We start from the raw sequence: 16108 nt of genomic DNA, 5'->3' as shown, positions 1-16108 counted from the left end.
TCGACGGGCCTCAGCTCGACCGATAGCTCGGTGACGTCGTTGTCGACCTCCACGTCGACCGGCCTGTCGTCGGCGAACAGCTCCATCACGTCGCTGTCGACTTCGACTTCGACGGGTCTGTCTTCGGCTAACAGCTCGATCGATTCCCTGTCGACTTCGACCTCGACGGGTCTGTCGTCCGCCAACAGCTCGATCACCTCGCTGTCGACCTCGACCTCGACCGGTATCAGCTCGCTGTCCACGGGCCTGAGCAGCACGAACAGCTCGGTGACGTCGCTGTCGACCTCCACGTCGACCGGCTTGTCGTCGGCGAACAGCTCCATCACGTCGCTGTCGACGTCGACTTCGACTGGCCTGTCGTCGGCCAACAGCTCGATCACCTCGCTGTCGACCTCGACCTCGACCGGCATCAACTCGCTGTCCACCGGCCTGAGCTCGACCAACAGCTCGGTGACGTCGCTGTCGACGTCCACGTCGACCGGCCTGTCGTCGGCGAATAGCTCGATCAGCTCCCTGTCGACTTCGACCTCGACCGGCCTCTCCTCGGCGACCAGCTCGATCACGTCCCTGTCGACCTCGACTTCGACCGGCATCAGCTCGCTGTCCACCGGCCTGAGCAGCACGGACAGCACGATCCTGTCGCTGTCCACGTCGACCTCGACCGGCATCGGCTCGCTGTCCACCGGCTTGAGCAGCACGAACAGCTCGGTGGCGTCGCTGTCCACGTCCACCTCGACCGCGATCAACGCCGCGAAGACGCACTACTACAGCGTCAACGACAACGGCGTGCAGCAAGCCAACTACGACAACACGGGCGCCACCGGCACCAACGCCCTCGCCGCCGGCGTGAACGCCAGCGCGGCGGGCGCCAGCAGCGTCGCGGTCGGCGACGGTTCGAACGCGCAGACGGCGGGTGCGGTCGCGATCGGCCAGAGCGCATCGGCAACGGGCGGCAAGGCGGTATCGATCGGCTCCGGCAACACGGCGTCCGGCGACGGCGCGGTCGCGATCGGCGATCCGAACGTGGCGACGGGCACCGGCGCGGTGGCGATGGGCGCCAACAACACGGCAACCGGCGACGGCGCGGTGTCCCTCGGCAACCAGAACACGGCAACCGGCGCCAGCGCGCTCGCCCTCGGCAGCGCGAACCAGGCCACCGCGGACAACACGATCGCGCTGGGCAGCCAGGCCACGGCCAGCGCCACCGGCGCCCAGGCCTACGGCTCGGCCGCCAAGGCCACGGCCGCCGACGCCCTCGCCTTCGGCACGAACGCGCAAGCGAACGTCGCGAACTCGATCGCACTCGGCGCGAACTCGGTCACGGCCGCGGCGGTCGGCACCTCGAGCGCCACGATCGGCGGCGTCACCTACCCGTTCGCGGGCGGCTCGCCGGTCGGCGTGGTGAGCGTCGGCGCACCGGGTCAGGAACGCCAGATCACGAACGTCGCCGCGGGCCGGATCTCGGCCACGAGCACGGACGCGATCAACGGCAGCCAGCTGAACGCGACGAACAACGCGCTCAACACGCTGTCGACGTCCACCGCGTCGAACGTCGCGTCGCTGTCCACCGGCATCAATTCGCTGTCGACCGGCCTGAGCACGACGAACAGCAACGTAGCGTCGCTGTCCACGTCCACGTCGACCGCGATCAACTCGCTGTCGACGGGGCTCAGTTCCACGAACAGCAACCTGACGTCGCTGTCCACGTCCACGTCGACCGGCATCGGTTCGCTGTCCACCGGCCTGAGTTCGACCAACAGCACGGTGGCCTCGCTGTCGACCGGCGTGACGAACCTCGGCGATCAAGTGAGCCAGCTGTCGACGACGATCAACAACAACACGGCGCGTACGGCGAACAACAACGGCGTCGCCGCCGACCTGAACGGCAAGGGCAACGACCTTCCGGTCGTCACGGCCGGTTCGAACTCCGTGGCAATCGGCGCGGCGTCGAACGACGGCGGTCGCTCGAACGTGGTGTCGGTCGGCAACGACCAGCAGCAGCGCCAGATCACGAACGTCGCGCCCGGTACGCAGGGCACCGACGCGGTGAACGTGAACCAGTTGACGCAAGTGCAGACGACGCTGTCGACGGCACTGTCGGGCCAGCAGGCGCAGATCAACTCGCTGGGTTCGCAACTGCAGCAGACCGACCAGATGGCGAAGCAGGGTATCGCGGCCGTCGGCGCGATGGCGTCGATCCCGCAGCTCGATCGCGACGCCAACTTCGGGATGGGCGTGGGCACGTCGACCTTCCTCGGCCAGAAGGCGATGGCGGTCAGCATGCAGGCGCGTATCACGGAGAACCTGAAGGCGTCGGTCAACGGCGGTTTCAGCGGCGGTCAGAAGGTGATCGGCGCCGGCATGCTGTATCAGTGGAAGTAACGCGTCGCGCCGCCCGGGCGTCCGGCTCGCCAGCCGGACGCCCGCGGCGCCGACGGCAGGACGAGCCCCGCTGCGCGCCGCGCGGCGGGCCTCGGTCAACCCAAGCTTTAAGGACGTCACCGTGAACAAACTCGCTTTTGCGCTCGCGCTTTCCGCAACGGTCCTCGCCGCGTGCTCGACCGCATCCGGCCCGACCTTCAGCGCCTCCGAACTGCAGCCGCGCGACGGCGTGCACACCTTCCAGGTGGACTGCCACGGCCTGCTGTCGGGCCCGCAGACCTGCATGAAGGCTGCTCGCAAGATCTGCGGCGACGAGCCCGTGCGCGCCGTCGACTCGGCCCGCGCGCTGCGCGACAACGCCGATCCGGCCACGCTGGTGTTCCAGTGCGGCGCCGCGCCGGTCGAGGCGGCCTCGGCCGCCACACCCGCACCCGCCGCCGCGGTCATCGAACGCGTGAACCTGTCGGGCGACGCGCTGTTCGCGACCGATCGCGCGACGCTCGCGCCGACCGCGCGCGAATCGCTGGACCGGCTGCTGAGCGAGCGCGCCGACCGCACGTACTCGCTGGTGACGGTCACCGGCTTCACCGACTCGGTGGGCAGCGACGACTACAACCTCGCGCTGTCGAAGCGCCGCGCCGAATCGGTCGCTGCCTATCTGAAGGCGCACGGACAGAAGACCGATTCGATGACGGTCTCGGGCCGCGGCAAGGCCGATCCGGTCGCCTCGAACGCGACGCCGGAAGGCCGCGCCAGCAACCGTCGCGTCGAAATCCGGCTGCAGCACTGAGCCGCCCGCGGCCGCGCATGCGGCCGCGCGATCCGGCAGGCCGCACGCGCCGCGCCGGAATTCCGCCGGACCACCGGGCGCCGCAACGCCTGCGCCCGCTCCCGTTGGCCGTCGGCTATGTCAAAGTTCGTCACGCGCTGCCAAAACCGGCGGTTTCCATGCCACAATCGCCGCAAACAGTCGCCGGGGCAGCCCGCCCGACGCGCGCCGTGCCAGGCGTGCCCGACGACACGCCGGAATCCGGCCGCCGCCTTCGCGAATCTCGTCGACCGATTCGCGCACCGCGGCGCACCGGCGCGAATCCAACCATGACAATCCACGGCGCGCCGCTGCCGGCCAGACGCTCGACGCGATGCCGGACGCACGACGCCGCAGAGGAAACAACCGGTGACGGACATCAATGAAGCCGCCGCGGGCGGCACCCGCAAGCAACGGCCGGCGGTCGGCATCTCGCTGTTCGCGCGCGATGGCCAGGCGATCTGGGAAAACGGCATTCACCAGAACATCGCGTTCCTCGCGATGATGCTCAAGCGCTCGGATCGCGTCGGCCCCGTCTATTTCCTGAACGGCGGCGACGCCAATGCGCTGCCGGCCGGCCTCGAACTCGACGGCCTCGACATCCCGCTCGTGAAACCCGCCGACGTCACGCACGAACTCGACGTCGTGATCGAAATGGGCGCGCAGTTGCCCGTCGAATGGCTCCGGCACATGAAGGCGCTCGGCAAGAAGACCGCTGCGTTCTTCTGCGGGCACGTGTATGCGGGGCTGGGCGAAACGCCGATCTTCGGGAAACCGTCGGGGCACGTGTTCAACGGCGCGCCGTTCGACGAAGTGTGGCTGCTGCCGCAATACGACAAGACCGCCGCGCCGATGCTGCGGACGATCCTGCGCGCGCCCGTCCACCTGATGCCGCACATCTGGTCGCCGTACTTCCTCGAGCGCCGCGTGGCCGCGCTCGCCGACGAAGGCGCGACGTTCGGCTATCGGCCCGGCCAGCGGCCATGGAAGCTCGCGATGCTCGAGCCGAACATCTCGGTCGCGAAGTCCTGCCACTACCCGATGCTCGCTTGCGACGAGCTCTACCGCGCGCGGCCTGATGCGGTGCAACACATGTTCGTGGTCAACTCGATGCACATGAAAGAACATCCGACCTTCGTGCACTTCGCGAACAGCCTCGATCTCGTGCGCCAGCACAAGGCGACGTTCGAGCCGCGCATCGACCTGCCGGGCTTCATGGCGCGCCACGCGGATGCGGTCGTGTCGCACCACTGGGAAAACGGGCAGAACTATCTGTATTACGACGTGCTGTACGGCGGCTATCCGCTGATCCACAACTCGACGCTGATCGGCGACGCCGGCTATTACTACCCGGACTTCGACTCGGCCGCCGGCGGTCGCGCGCTGCTCGAAGCGTGGCTGCATCACGACGAACGTCTCGACGACTACCGTGCGAAAGCCGACCGGCTGCTGCACTCGGTCTCGATCGACAACCCCGCGAACCTCGACGCGTTCGTCTCGCGTCTGGTCGCCTGAACCGGAGCATACGCATGTCGGACTCCAATGCCCGTCAAGCGCCCGGCGAGGGCAAGCGTCTCGTCGTCGGCGTGTCGCTGTTCGTGCGCGGCGCCGGCCAGTCGCTGTGGGAAAACGGCATTTTCCAGAACTGCCTGCTGCTGATCCTGCTGCTGCGCCAGTCGCCGCTCGTCGCGGATGCCGTGATGGTCAACGGCGGCGAACAGGTCGCCGATCCGCAGATGATGCTCGGCGAGTGGAACGTGCCGCTGCTGTCGATGGACGAAGCGCTCGAGCGCTGCGACGTGCTGATCGAAATGAGCGCGCAATTCGGCGCGGATTATCTGCGCGCGTTCCGCGAGCGCGGCGGCAAGGTCGTCACGATGCGGGTCGGCAACGACTACGTGATCGACATCGAGCGCGCGATGTTCGACAAGCCGTCAGGCTTCCTGTTCTCGGGCGCGCCGTACGACGCGGTGTGGACGATTCCCGAATTCGAGCGCTCGTGCCTGCACTACTACCAGACGGGCTTGCGCGCGCCGGTCACGATCGTCCCGCACATCTGGCATCCGATGTTGTTCGACAAGGCGCGCGCGACGCTCGGCGCCGGCTTGTCGTTCGGCTATCGGCCCGGCAAGCCGCGCTGGCGCGTGACGATGTTCGAGCCGAACATCTGCATGGTGAAGACGAGCATCATTCCGATGCTCGTGACCGAGGAAGCGTATCGCGAGACTCCGGCATTCCTCGAATTCGTGCGCGTGTGCAACACGATCCACCTGAAGGATCACGCGACGTTCATCCACTTCGCGAAGAGCCTCGACATCGTGAACCACGGCATCACGACGTTCGAAAGCCGCTATGCGGTGTACGAGTTCATGGCCGCGTACGGCGATGCGGTGGTGTCGCACACGTGGGAGAACGCACAGAATTACCTGTATTACGAGCTGCTGTACGGCGACTATCCGCTGATCCACAACTCGCCGTTCCTCGGCAAGGCCGGGTATTTCTATCCGGACTTCGACTGCCAGGCGGGCGGCCGCGCGCTATTGCAGGCGTTCGCCGAGCACGACGCGAATCTCGACGCATACCGCGAGCAGTCGAAGCACGTGCTCGACTCGGTCAGCATCTACAACCCCGAGAACGTCGCGGCCTATACGGACGCGATCGCCACGCTCTATCGCGACGCATGACCGATCCTCGTCCCACGGAGCCGAGCCGATGAAACTCAATGTCGCGATAACGATCAACGTGCAGCGCGACGCGACGCAGTCGATCTGGTACAACGGCGCGAACCAGCACTGCGTGTACCTGTACATGCTGCTGAAGCAGTCGCCGTTGATCGGCGAGGTCTGGCTCGCGCACGACGACGGCATCGCCGCGTATCCGCAGGCGCTGATGATGGACGCGTTCGGCGACGCGCTGCGGCCGCTGTCGGCCGTCGTTCACCAGACCGACCTGCTGATCGAAATGAACGCGTTCGTCGATCCGTCTCACACGGACGTCGTGCGCCAGCGCGGCGGCAAGTGCGTGTCGTATCGCTTCGGCAACGACTACGTGATCGCGGTCGAGACGATCAACTTCGAGAAGAACGATTGGCGGCCAAACCCGCACCGCGTGCAGTTCGACGAGATCTGGACCAATCCGCAGCACATGCATACGTGCGCCGCGTATTTCCAGGCCGTGTACCGCGCGCCGGTGATCGAGCTGCCGCATATCTGGTCGCCGTATTTCATCGAACGCAGCCTCGACGCGGACCCTGAACTGAAGGCGCGCTTCGGCTATCGCAACCGCGGCCCGGCCAAGCGCATCGCGTTCTTCGAGCCGAACCTGAACGTCGTGAAGAGCGCGATCGTGCCGATGCTCGCCGCGAACGCGTGCTACGTCGAGCATCCGGAGCTCGTCGAGCACGTGTACATGACCAACACGTTCGACAAGAAGGAAAACGTCGCCTTCAAGCATCTCGCGCTCGGGCTCGAGATGGTGCGCGACGGCAAGGCCACCGCCGACGTGCGCGCGCCGTTCGTCGCGTGGGCCGCGCATCACACCGACATCGTCGTGTCGCACCACTGGGAAAACGGTCTGAACTACCTGCTGTACGACGCGCTGTACGGCAACTACCCGCTCGTGCACAACTCGCCGTTCCTGCGCGACGTCGGCTACTACTATCCGGACTTCGAGATCTTCGATGCGGCGCGCGCGATCGCGACCGCCGCGCAAACGCACGACGCACGGCTCGACGACTACGCGGCGGCCGCCCGCCGCTGCCTGCACCAGGTCGACACGCTCGCCGAGCACAACGTTCGCGCCTATTCCACGCAGATCCAGCACCTGTTCGCCGGCCGCCCGCTCGGCTGATTGCCTGCGCACGCGCCGGTTGCGTTACGCCAGTACCCGATCGCCGCTTTGCGCGGCGAACGCGCGGCCATGCCGCCGCCCGATGCGCGCGAGCACCGCGAAACAACGGGCGGCCGACCGGCCTGCGTCGGCCGATTGCCGGACGAGGCTGTCGGATACGCCGCGCGCGATCGCCGACTCGTCGCCGCACGCGCCGGCGATGACGCCCGCGTAGTAGTGCCGAGCCGCCAGTTCGCGGCCGCCCGCGTCGAGCGGCATCATTCGCCGAATACGGCGTGCGACGCGTGTCAGACCGTCCAGATACGGCGCGACGTCGATCGGCGCATCGGCCGATTCGGCGCCCAGTTGCCGCAGCATGTCGGCCAGCTCGGCGATCGCGACCAGCTCGCGCGCATCGATCGCCTGCGTGCCCGTTCCGCCTCCGGCTTTCGTCTCCGTCATGCCCACGCCCCTTTGCGATTCGTCCCGCCCCCGACGCGCACCGCGCGCGCCGCCCTGCCCGTTTCCGCTATCACGCGGCGGCCGGCGATCGCCATGAAAAGCGAATGCCCTGCGCCCACGTGACGCCGGCATCCACGATGATCTGCCGGTCGGTCTCGCTTTCCACGCCTTCGACGACGACGTGCCGCGCACCTTCATGCGCAAACGCGATCAGCCGCCGGAACTGGTAGCGCCCGATCGCATTGCGCTTGATCATCGACAGGATCGAGCGGTCGAGCTTCACGATGTCGGGATTGCCGACCACCAGATTGTTCAATGCACTGAAGCCGACACCGAAATCGTCGATCGCGATCCGGCACCCAGCCCGCCGGAAGCGGTACACGAACGACCGGCCCGCGACGGGGTTCAGCGGCCCCGTCTCCGTGATCTCGACGACCAGCCGCGCGGCCACCGACGGCTCGCGCTCGAGCCGCCTGAAAATCGCGAGCCACGCGTCGTCCACCACCGCACTCGCCGCCGCGACGTTGCAACCGTACACGGCGCCCGGATCGGCGCGCAGCGCATCGATCGTACGGCCGACCACCAGCCGGTCGAACCAGCGCATCAGGCCGAGCGCTTCGAGGCGCGGCAGGAAGACGAGCGGCGGCAGCGCATCGCGCTCGCCCCACCGCAACCGCGCCAGGCGTTCCTCGTACAGCACGCCGCCCGACAGGTCGGCGCGGCACACGGGCTCGTGCGCGAATCCGAGCCGGCTTTCGACGAAACTGCGTACCGACGCAAGGTCGGGATGATCGTCGCGCGCGCCGAACACGAGATCGATTTCATCGCGATTCGCTTTCCGATTCGCCTCCTGGCGAGCTTCGACCGCATTCATCCGGCGCTCCGGCAAATGGCGAGCCGCCGATCGCGGCTCGACCTCAACACCCAGACGGAACGCGCCCACCTCGACGCGCTCCGCCGCCTACCCGGCCCATCCTGTATGTCGATTTTTTCCGGGGAGCGTACTGGTCGCTTCGGCACCGTCAAATTCGATATTTTTACGATATTCGATTACCTGAAATACACCACGCGCGCGCGATACCAACAGTGCGACAGGTTACACAACGCGAATTACAAGAACCTCAAATCCGAATCGCTTATATTTTTCATCCAGACCGTTTTATCCGAATCTTCTTTTCCCGGATTCGCTCGTCGCTCGAATCGGGGCACCGTCAATTGATCAGATAAATACTATGCGACGAAGTACCGCCCGCGCTCGATATGTCGGGGAGAAATGCCGCTCTCCGCACGTGCCGCCTCACTCTTGGTACCTGCCGTCGCGCGCCATTCGATCACTGCGGCATGCAATTTCCGTGTTCCCAACGATATTATTAAATTTCCAACAGGAATCAATCTCCTTTTAATCCATAATACCAATTTCAATTATATGAAGATTATAGATTGAAACATATTTAACAATCTTTCCAACTTGTTAACCTATAAACTTGTTTTTGACGGACTTCCCTCGGAGCCGTCAATTTCGTGCCTTCGAAAACCGTCGAACCCATCCGGTTCGTCGGTTTCTTTTTTTAACGGCATCATTTCGTCAGACATGAGGGCGGGACAAACCCGACGGCGGGAGGCGAGCGGAGCGCAACGACCGTGCGCCGCGGAACACCGGCCTCAGGCGGCCGGCGCGCCGATCAGGTTCGCGAGCAGCGCGTCGTACTCGGCGACGAGCGCCGGATTCGCCGACGTGTAACGGCGAAGGATCTCGCGCTGGCGTCGCGCATACGCTTGCCAGTCGTCGTCGTGCATATGCAGCGCGCGCAGCAGCGCATCGGCGCCCTGCTGCACGTCGTTGTCGGGGTAGTAATACCCGAGATCGGGTGCAAGGCTCGCGTTGTGCACGAGCGGATAGCCCTGCCAGCACACGTCGAAATAGAAATAGTTCAGCGGGTTCGACCACTGGTGCGACACGACGATATCGGTCAGGTCGGCCAGGAACAGCGGCGTATCGAAGCGCCCGACGAAGCTCGCCTTGCCCGCGCGCACGATATCCAGGTAGTTCATCAGCATCACGAACTCGGGGCTGTCGTGCGCGAGGCGATCTGCGTTCGTCACGTGCGTGAAGCAGATCGCGTCGGGGTCGCGGCGATACGCCTCGTCGATGATCAGCATCGGATACACGCAGAACTTCACGACGTTGTGGTTCGGCTCCATCACCGTGAGCCGCTTGCCGGGCTCGCTGCGCGGCCGGTATTCGCCGTGCTCGGGCAGCGACTGTGCGCGTTCGGTCAGGAACATCGGATCCCACACGAACGGCACCACGCGCCCCGGACAGCGGCGCAGCGACTGCAGGAACGGCAGCGACGACGGCGCGATCTGCGGAATCGCCCACACCTCGTCGTAGCCGCGGTTGATGAACAGCGAATCCCACAGCCGGCGGCCGAACAGCATCGACTCCATCGCGTTGATGTACTCGACGCCGCAGCAATAGCTGACGAGCTTCGCGCCGCGCGCTTTCAGGTAGGCCGTCTGCTCGCCGTCGATCTGCCCGCCGAGCTCGATCACCACGTCGAGCGCGTCCTTCATGTCGGCGAACGCGCGCGTGTCGTACACGCTGCGATCCCACGGCAGCGCGTCGGTCAGCGGCACGTCGGTCGTGTTGACCAGCGTCACGCGGTAGCCGTGCGGCGACGCCATCAGCAGTTTCGCGAGGAACAGCGCGTTCTGCTTGATGCCGTTGATCCACAGGCTTTCGTCGGGGGTACGCAATCCGATCGTGATACCGATGCGCAGGCCGGTCAGGACAGGAGACGTCATCGTCGGCGGGATGGAAGGTTGAACGGGGATGGCTAGGCGCAGTGTAGCGCGCGACGCGCCGCCCGCGTCAAGCGGCGGCAATCCGGCATTCTAGCGGAGCGCCGGCCGCACACTGTCAGGGATGGTCAGCGCCGCCACCGGCAGCGCCAATCCGTCCGACCGTCATGCGACACTCGTGCCGCCCGGCGGCCGGTTTTCTCGCGGCATTCGAGCGGGCAGCGTGCGACTTCGTCGCACCGCCATCGATCGGTCAACGCGACGCGCCGGGCGGATGCCACCGGCCGGCCCGTCGTCGCGTCGGTTACCGTCGTCAGATCGCCGCGATCGTCGGCGCCACGGCCGCCGGATCGGTGATGCTCGGCTTGCCGGTCTCGACGTGCCCCGCGATGCGGCGCGTCCAGCCGGCATTGCCCGCCACGGTGAACTGCAGGTCGTACCAGTGGCTGCTGCACGACAGGTCCCAGTACGCTTCGACGCGCTGCCCGGCCGGGACCGTCAGCGTGCGCGCCGCGCCGCCGTATGCGACATCGGTTGCCGTGACCGTGAGCGGGTCGGTGCCGGCATTGGCGATCGTCACGTAGACATCGCCGTTCGCGGTGTCGTAGCACGGCGTGATTTCAGGCTTGGCAGCGCCATCCGCGGCGGCCGAACCCGCGAAGCGCCGGAAATAGCCGTTCGGCCCCCACACGCTCGCCAGGTAGTTGCCGTTCGCATCGAGCGCCCACGTATCGGTCAACTGCTTGCCCGCTTCAACCGTATAGCGGCGCGGCATCGCGGTGGGATCGCCCGTATAGACCCAGAAGTGCGCGCCTTGCGTGCCGGTATTCGCGAACGTCAGCGCATAGCCCTGCGCCTGGAGCTGGCCGGTGACATGCAATTCGTACGGCAGCGCGCGTGCCGGCCGCGTGCCGGGTTCCTGCGCGGTCACGACCTGCTGCGCGGTGCTGGCCGGCGCGGTCTGCGACGACGCGCGCGAGCATTGCAGGTCTGCCTGCGCGACATACGCCTGCGTGCTCGGCAGGGTCGGCAGCGTCGCATCCGACTTCGAGAAGTCGAGCGCCGACGTCAGGTCGCCGCAGATCGCGCGACGCCACGGCGAGATGTTGGTCTCCACCACGCCGAAGCGCCTCTCGATGAATTGCAGCACCGACGTGTGATCGAACACCTGCGAGCACACGAAGCCGCCCTTCGACCACGGCGACACGACGAACATCGGCACGCGCGGGCCGAGGCCGTACGGCAGGTTGTCGGCCGTATAGGTGCCGGCTTGCGTCGCAGTCACGACGTTGTGCCGCTCGAGCGATACGTCCACGGTGCTCATGCCCGAGCCCGGCAGCGTCGGCGCAGACGGCGGCACGACATGGTCGAAGAAGCCGTCGTTCTCGTCGTACATAATCAGCAGGACGGTCTTGCTCCACACGTCCGGATTGGACGTCAGCGCATCGAGGATCGTCGACAGGTAGTACGCGCCGTACAGCGGCGTGAACTTCGGATGCTCGGAATACGCAGCCGGCGGCAGCAGCCACGACACCTGCGGCAGCGCGTTCGCCTGCACGTCGGCCTTCAGCTGCGTGATCGGACGCGTGCTCATCCCGCGCGTCTGCAGCGACGAACCGGCCGGCGCGTTCACGAAGTTGTCGAAGCACGCCAGCATGTTCGTGCCGTAGTTGCCGGTGAAATTGTCGAACCCGGTGCCCTGCTGATAGATCTGCCACGAAATGCCGGCTTTTTCGAGCCGCTCCGGGTAGGTCGTCCAGTTGAAGGGCGGTAGCTGGACCTTGTCGAACGGGTTGTCGATGTAATCGGTGTTGTCGAGCAGCGGGCCGCCGCCCGTGCCGAGCGGATCGACCATGCCCGTCATCAGGTACATGCGGTTCGGGTGCGTGTTGCCCGGGATCGAGCAGAAGTAGTTGTCGCACACCGTGAACGCATCCGCGAGCGCGTAGTGGAACGGGATATCGTCGCGAACGTGATAGCCCATCGTCATGTTCGACTTCTGCACGGCCCACTGGTCCGCGCGACCGTTGTCGATCGCGCCGTGCGTCGTCGCCCACGTATGCGGCAGGCCGCCGATACATTGCGCGTTGACGCCCGGGTTGGTGGTGTCGTAGCGGAACGGTGCGATCACGCTCGACTTGTCTTCCTGGCGCGGCTGGAACCACACCGGCTTGCCGTTCGGCAGCGTGACCGGGAAGCGGTCGTTGTAGCCGCGCACGCCGCTCAGGTGTCCGAGGTAGTGGTCGAACGAGCGGTTCTCCTGCATGAACACGACGATGTGCTGCACATCCTGGATCGTGCCTGTCACGGTGTTCGGCTCGATCGCCAGCGCCTTGCGGATCGATTCCGGCAGCAGTGCGGTGGCGGCGGTCGCGCCGGCGAGGCCGGCCGAGAACTTCAGAAAATCGCGTCGCGAATGGATGGCCATGCTGGTTGCTCTTGATGGGATTTCTGGTGGAAACGGCCGGTATCAGGAAGCGGGCGACGAAGCAGGCGCGGTGAAACCCGGCGGGCAGCGCATCTGCGCGGTGGCGACCACGGCGCCGCCGCACGCGGCCTTCTGCTGCGCAACGGGCGCGGCGGGTGCGGTCAGGTCGTCGTTGCAGGCGCCGAGGACGGCGGTCAGCATGACCAGGCCGACGACCGCGAAAGGCCGTAGGGCCGACGTTCGCATAACGGTTCTCCGTGAGGATGATGACGTGACGCGGACGCGAAGCCGCGCCGGTCATATCGACGCCGAGATGCTATGTTCGACTTGTTACACGACGGTGTCGAGTGGCGGGAAGATCGACGTGCGCGCAGCGGACGGCACCCGATGGTGTGGGAGGAGCAGCGAAGATCGCAAGGCGTTCGAAAGACTGACGCGAATCACGCGTACTGCTTCATGTGTCGGCGCTATCGAAGCCGCGCAGTCCAGACGACGGGCGCACGGCGAACCGCAACGCATTTTTTGCGGGCCGGCCGCGACGGCAACCGGCCCGCGCACAACGGCAAGGCCCGCTCAGCCTTCCGCCATCATCAGCAACTGCGCACCGTCCGCGACCTGATCGCCGACGCCGTACAGCACTTCCGCGACGACGCCCGCGCTCGGCGCGCCGATCGTATGCTCCATCTTCATCGCTTCCATCACGATCAGCGGCGTACCGGCTTCGACCTTCTGGCCCGGCTCGACCAGCACCGCGATCACCTTGCCGGGCATCGGCGCGGTCAGGCGGCCGCCGCCCTGCTCCGCGTCGCCCGCATGCGCAAGCAGGTTGCGCCATTCGAACGTCTCGGCCGCGCCCTGCGTGAACACGTGGAACGTGTCGCCGTCCGCATACACGCGGCCGCTGCTGCGCACGCCGCCCAGCGTCACGTCGAAATCGAGCGGCGTGGCGCCGCGCGTCCATGCGAACGGTTGCGCCGCCGCGTCGCCGATCGCGATGCGCGTGCCGGCGCCGTCGTCCTCGTACGTGACCGTCACGTCCGCTTCGCGCTCGGTCGCATGCCATTCGAGCGTGCGGCGATAGCCGCCGTTCAGCCGCCAGTCCGGCAGCGAACACCACGGCGACGCACCTTCCCGCGCGGCGGCGCCACGCTCGCGTGCGAGCAACGCGGCACATGCGAGTGCGAGCGTCGCACGCGGCGGCTGTTGCGGCGCGAACAGCGCCTCGTGGTTGCGCTCGATCAGACCCGTGTCGAGATCGGGGATCGCGAACGGCTCGCACGCAACGATCCGCTGCAGGAACGCGGCGTTGGTGTGCAGGCCGACCACTTCGCACGCGCGCAGCGCACGCTGCATCAGGCCCAGCGCTTCCGCGCGATCCGCGCCGTGCACGATCAGCTTCGCGATCATCGGATCGTAGAACGGTGTGATCGCATCGCCTTCGCGCACGCCGCTGTCGACGCGCACCGCCGCCCCGATGTCGAATTCGACGCCTGCCGGCAGCCGCAGATGCTTCAGCGTACCCGTCGACGGCAGGAAGCCGCGCGCGGGGTTCTCCGCGTACAGGCGCGCCTCGAGCGCATGACCGTGCACGCGCAGTTCCTCCTGCTTCAGCGGTAGCGGCTCGCCCGACGCGACGCGCAATTGCCATTCGACGAGATCGAGCCCCGTGACCATCTCGGTCACCGGATGCTCGACTTGCAGGCGCGTGTTCATCTCCATGAAGTAGAACGCTTCGCCCGTCATGATGAACTCGACGGTGCCCGCACCGACGTAGCCCACCGCGCGCGCGGCCGCGACGGCCGCCTCGCCCATCGCCTGGCGCACGTCCGCATGCAAACCCGGTGCCGGCGCTTCCTCGAGCACCTTCTGGTGACGACGCTGCACCGAGCAGTCGCGATCGAACAGGTAGACGGTATTGCCGTGCGTGTCGCCAAACACCTGCACTTCGACGTGGCGCGGGCGCATCAGGTATTTCTCGATCAGCACGCGGTCGTTGCCGAAGCTGCTCGCGGCTTCGCGCTGGCACGACGCGAGCGCCGCCGGGAAATCGTCGGAGCGTTCGACCACGCGCATCCCCTTGCCGCCGCCGCCTGCGCTCGCCTTCAGCAGCACCGGGTAGCCGATCCGATCGGCTTCGCCATGCAGGTTGGCCGCGTCCTGGTCGTCGCCGTGATAGCCGGGCACGAGCGGCACGGCGGCCGCGTGCATCAGCGCCTTCGCGGCAGCCTTCGAGCCCATCGCCGCGATCGCGTCGACCGGCGGCCCGATGAACACGATGCCGGCCTCTTCGCACGCGTGCGCGAAATCTTCGTTCTCCGACAGAAAGCCGTAGCCGGGGTGAATCGCCTGCGCACCGGTCGCGCGCGCGGCGTCGATGATGCGCTCGATGCGCAGGTAGCTGTCTGCCGCGGCCGAGCCGCCGATATGCACGGCCTCGTCGCACGCGGCCACGTGTTTCGCGTTCGCATCCGCGTCGGAATAGACGGCGACGCTCGCGATCCCGAGACGTTTGCACGTCGCAGCGACGCGGCACGCGATTTCGCCGCGGTTGGCGATCAGAATCTTGTCGAACATGGCTTCGATGTCGTCCGGAAGGTTGAGGTCACGCAATCATTCACGCCACGACGGCGTGCGCTTTTCGAGGAAGGACGCGATCCCTTCGCGCGCTTCCGCGCCGGCGCGGGTCTTCGCGATCCAGTCGGCGGTCTGCTCGATCAGCGTCGCGTCGAGCGCGCGCCCGGCCACGTCGGCGACGAGCCGCTTGCACGCCTTCACGGCGTCGGGGCCGTTCGCGACGAGCGTCGCGGCCAGCTTCGCGACCGTTTCGTCGAGCGCGTCGGCCGGTACCGCGTCGTGAATGAAGCCGAGCGATGCGGCGCGCACGCTGTCGAACACTTCGGCCGTCGTGAAGTAGCGGCGCGCCGCGCGCTCGCCCATCGCACGGATGACGTACGGCGCGATCGTCGCGGGAATCAGCCCGAGCCGCGCTTCCGACAGGCAGAACTTCGCGCCGTCCGCGGCGATCGCGATGTCGGCCGCCGCGACGAGGCCCACGCCGCCCGCATACGCGTCGCCATGCACGCGCGCGATCACCGGCTTGCCGCAGCGATAAATCGCTTCGAGCATCCGCGCGAGCTTGCGCGCATCGGCGCGGTTCTCGTCGTCCGAGTAACCGGCCATCTTCTTCATCCAGTTCAGGTCCGCGCCCGCGCAGAACGCGGCGCCTTCCGCGGCGAGCACGATCGCGCGCACGCCTTCGTGCGCATCGAGCCATTCGAACGCGGTGGTCAGCTCGGCGATCGTCGTCTCGTTGAACGCATTGCGCACGTCGGGACGCGCGAGCGTGACGGTCGCCACGCGGCCGGCTTCGCTGACCTTGATCGTTTCGTATCGCATCG

The 16108-nt window shown here is 66.7% G+C and carries 13 protein-coding genes; 6 read left to right on the top strand and 7 right to left on the bottom strand.

Annotated elements, in window-relative coordinates; genetic code table 11:
- The 5 genes from J8I35_RS34705 to J8I35_RS27445 form a co-directional block, all read left to right on the top strand.
- Positions 1 to 2382 (top strand): YadA-like family protein (locus J8I35_RS34705; RefSeq protein WP_245170451.1); only part of this gene is annotated, 2382 nt, incomplete at its 5' end.
- 121 nt (positions 2383 to 2503) lie between these two features.
- On the top strand, positions 2504 to 3172 hold the full coding sequence (locus tag J8I35_RS27460) for an OmpA family protein (protein WP_209927858.1): 669 nt from the start codon (positions 2504 to 2506) through the stop codon (positions 3170 to 3172).
- A 387-nt stretch (positions 3173 to 3559) separates the two neighbouring features.
- A complete protein-coding gene (locus J8I35_RS27455) occupies positions 3560 to 4705 on the top strand; it encodes a DUF2827 domain-containing protein (RefSeq protein WP_124680890.1) in 1146 nt (381 codons plus the stop codon).
- Between the two features lie 14 nt (positions 4706 to 4719).
- Positions 4720 to 5874, top strand: a complete 1155-nt coding sequence (locus tag J8I35_RS27450) for a DUF2827 domain-containing protein (protein WP_209927856.1) — start codon at positions 4720 to 4722, stop codon at positions 5872 to 5874.
- 28 nt (positions 5875 to 5902) lie between these two features.
- The gene (locus J8I35_RS27445) at positions 5903 to 7039 is read left to right on the top strand and encodes a DUF2827 family protein (RefSeq protein ID WP_209927854.1); all 1137 of its coding nucleotides are present in this window, start codon (positions 5903 to 5905) and stop codon (positions 7037 to 7039) included.
- Positions 7040 to 7063: 24 nt separating this feature from the next.
- Here the strand turns inward: J8I35_RS27445 and J8I35_RS27440 are convergent, their stop codons facing one another.
- On the bottom strand, positions 7064 to 7480 hold the full coding sequence (locus J8I35_RS27440) for a hypothetical protein (protein WP_050016199.1): 417 nt from the start codon (positions 7478 to 7480) through the stop codon (positions 7064 to 7066).
- 70 nt (positions 7481 to 7550) lie between these two features.
- Positions 7551 to 8354, bottom strand: coding sequence for an EAL domain-containing protein (locus tag J8I35_RS27435; protein WP_050016204.1), 804 nt, complete (start codon positions 8352 to 8354; stop codon positions 7551 to 7553).
- On the opposite strand from J8I35_RS27435, the gene J8I35_RS27430 reads away from it, so the two are divergent.
- Entirely contained in the window at positions 8268 to 8699 is a 432-nt protein-coding gene (locus tag J8I35_RS27430; protein WP_162484456.1) for a hypothetical protein, read from the top strand. The two genes, J8I35_RS27435 and J8I35_RS27430, sit on opposite strands and share 87 nt — an antisense overlap.
- Positions 8700 to 9142: 443 nt before the next feature.
- Here J8I35_RS27430 and J8I35_RS27425 read toward each other — a convergent pair whose 3' ends face one another.
- The 5 genes from J8I35_RS27425 to J8I35_RS27405 form a co-directional block, all read right to left on the bottom strand.
- A complete protein-coding gene (locus J8I35_RS27425; protein WP_209927849.1) occupies positions 9143 to 10285 on the bottom strand; it encodes a DUF2827 domain-containing protein in 1143 nt (380 codons plus the stop codon).
- Between the two features lie 310 nt (positions 10286 to 10595).
- Positions 10596 to 12710, bottom strand: a complete 2115-nt coding sequence (locus J8I35_RS27420) for a phospholipase C, phosphocholine-specific (RefSeq protein ID WP_209927847.1) — start codon at positions 12708 to 12710, stop codon at positions 10596 to 10598.
- Between the two features lie 42 nt (positions 12711 to 12752).
- Positions 12753 to 12911 carry a hypothetical protein gene (locus J8I35_RS27415; RefSeq protein ID WP_235356265.1) on the bottom strand — a complete coding sequence of 53 codons (159 nt, stop codon included), beginning with the start codon at positions 12909 to 12911 and terminating at the stop codon, positions 12753 to 12755.
- A gap of 372 nt (positions 12912 to 13283) precedes the next feature.
- On the bottom strand, positions 13284 to 15284 hold the full coding sequence (locus J8I35_RS27410; RefSeq protein WP_124595028.1) for an acetyl/propionyl/methylcrotonyl-CoA carboxylase subunit alpha: 2001 nt from the start codon (positions 15282 to 15284) through the stop codon (positions 13284 to 13286).
- Positions 15285 to 15320: 36 nt separating this feature from the next.
- Positions 15321 to 16106, bottom strand: a complete 786-nt coding sequence (locus tag J8I35_RS27405) for an enoyl-CoA hydratase/isomerase family protein (protein ID WP_209927845.1) — start codon at positions 16104 to 16106, stop codon at positions 15321 to 15323.
- Positions 16107 to 16108: the final 2 nt, after the last annotated feature.

It is taken from the genome of Burkholderia sp. CpTa8-5 (assembly GCF_017815045.1).
In the GTDB taxonomy this organism is placed as follows: Bacteria; Pseudomonadota; Gammaproteobacteria; order Burkholderiales; family Burkholderiaceae; genus Burkholderia; species Burkholderia sola.
This window is presented reverse-complemented; position numbering and strand designations above follow the sequence as displayed.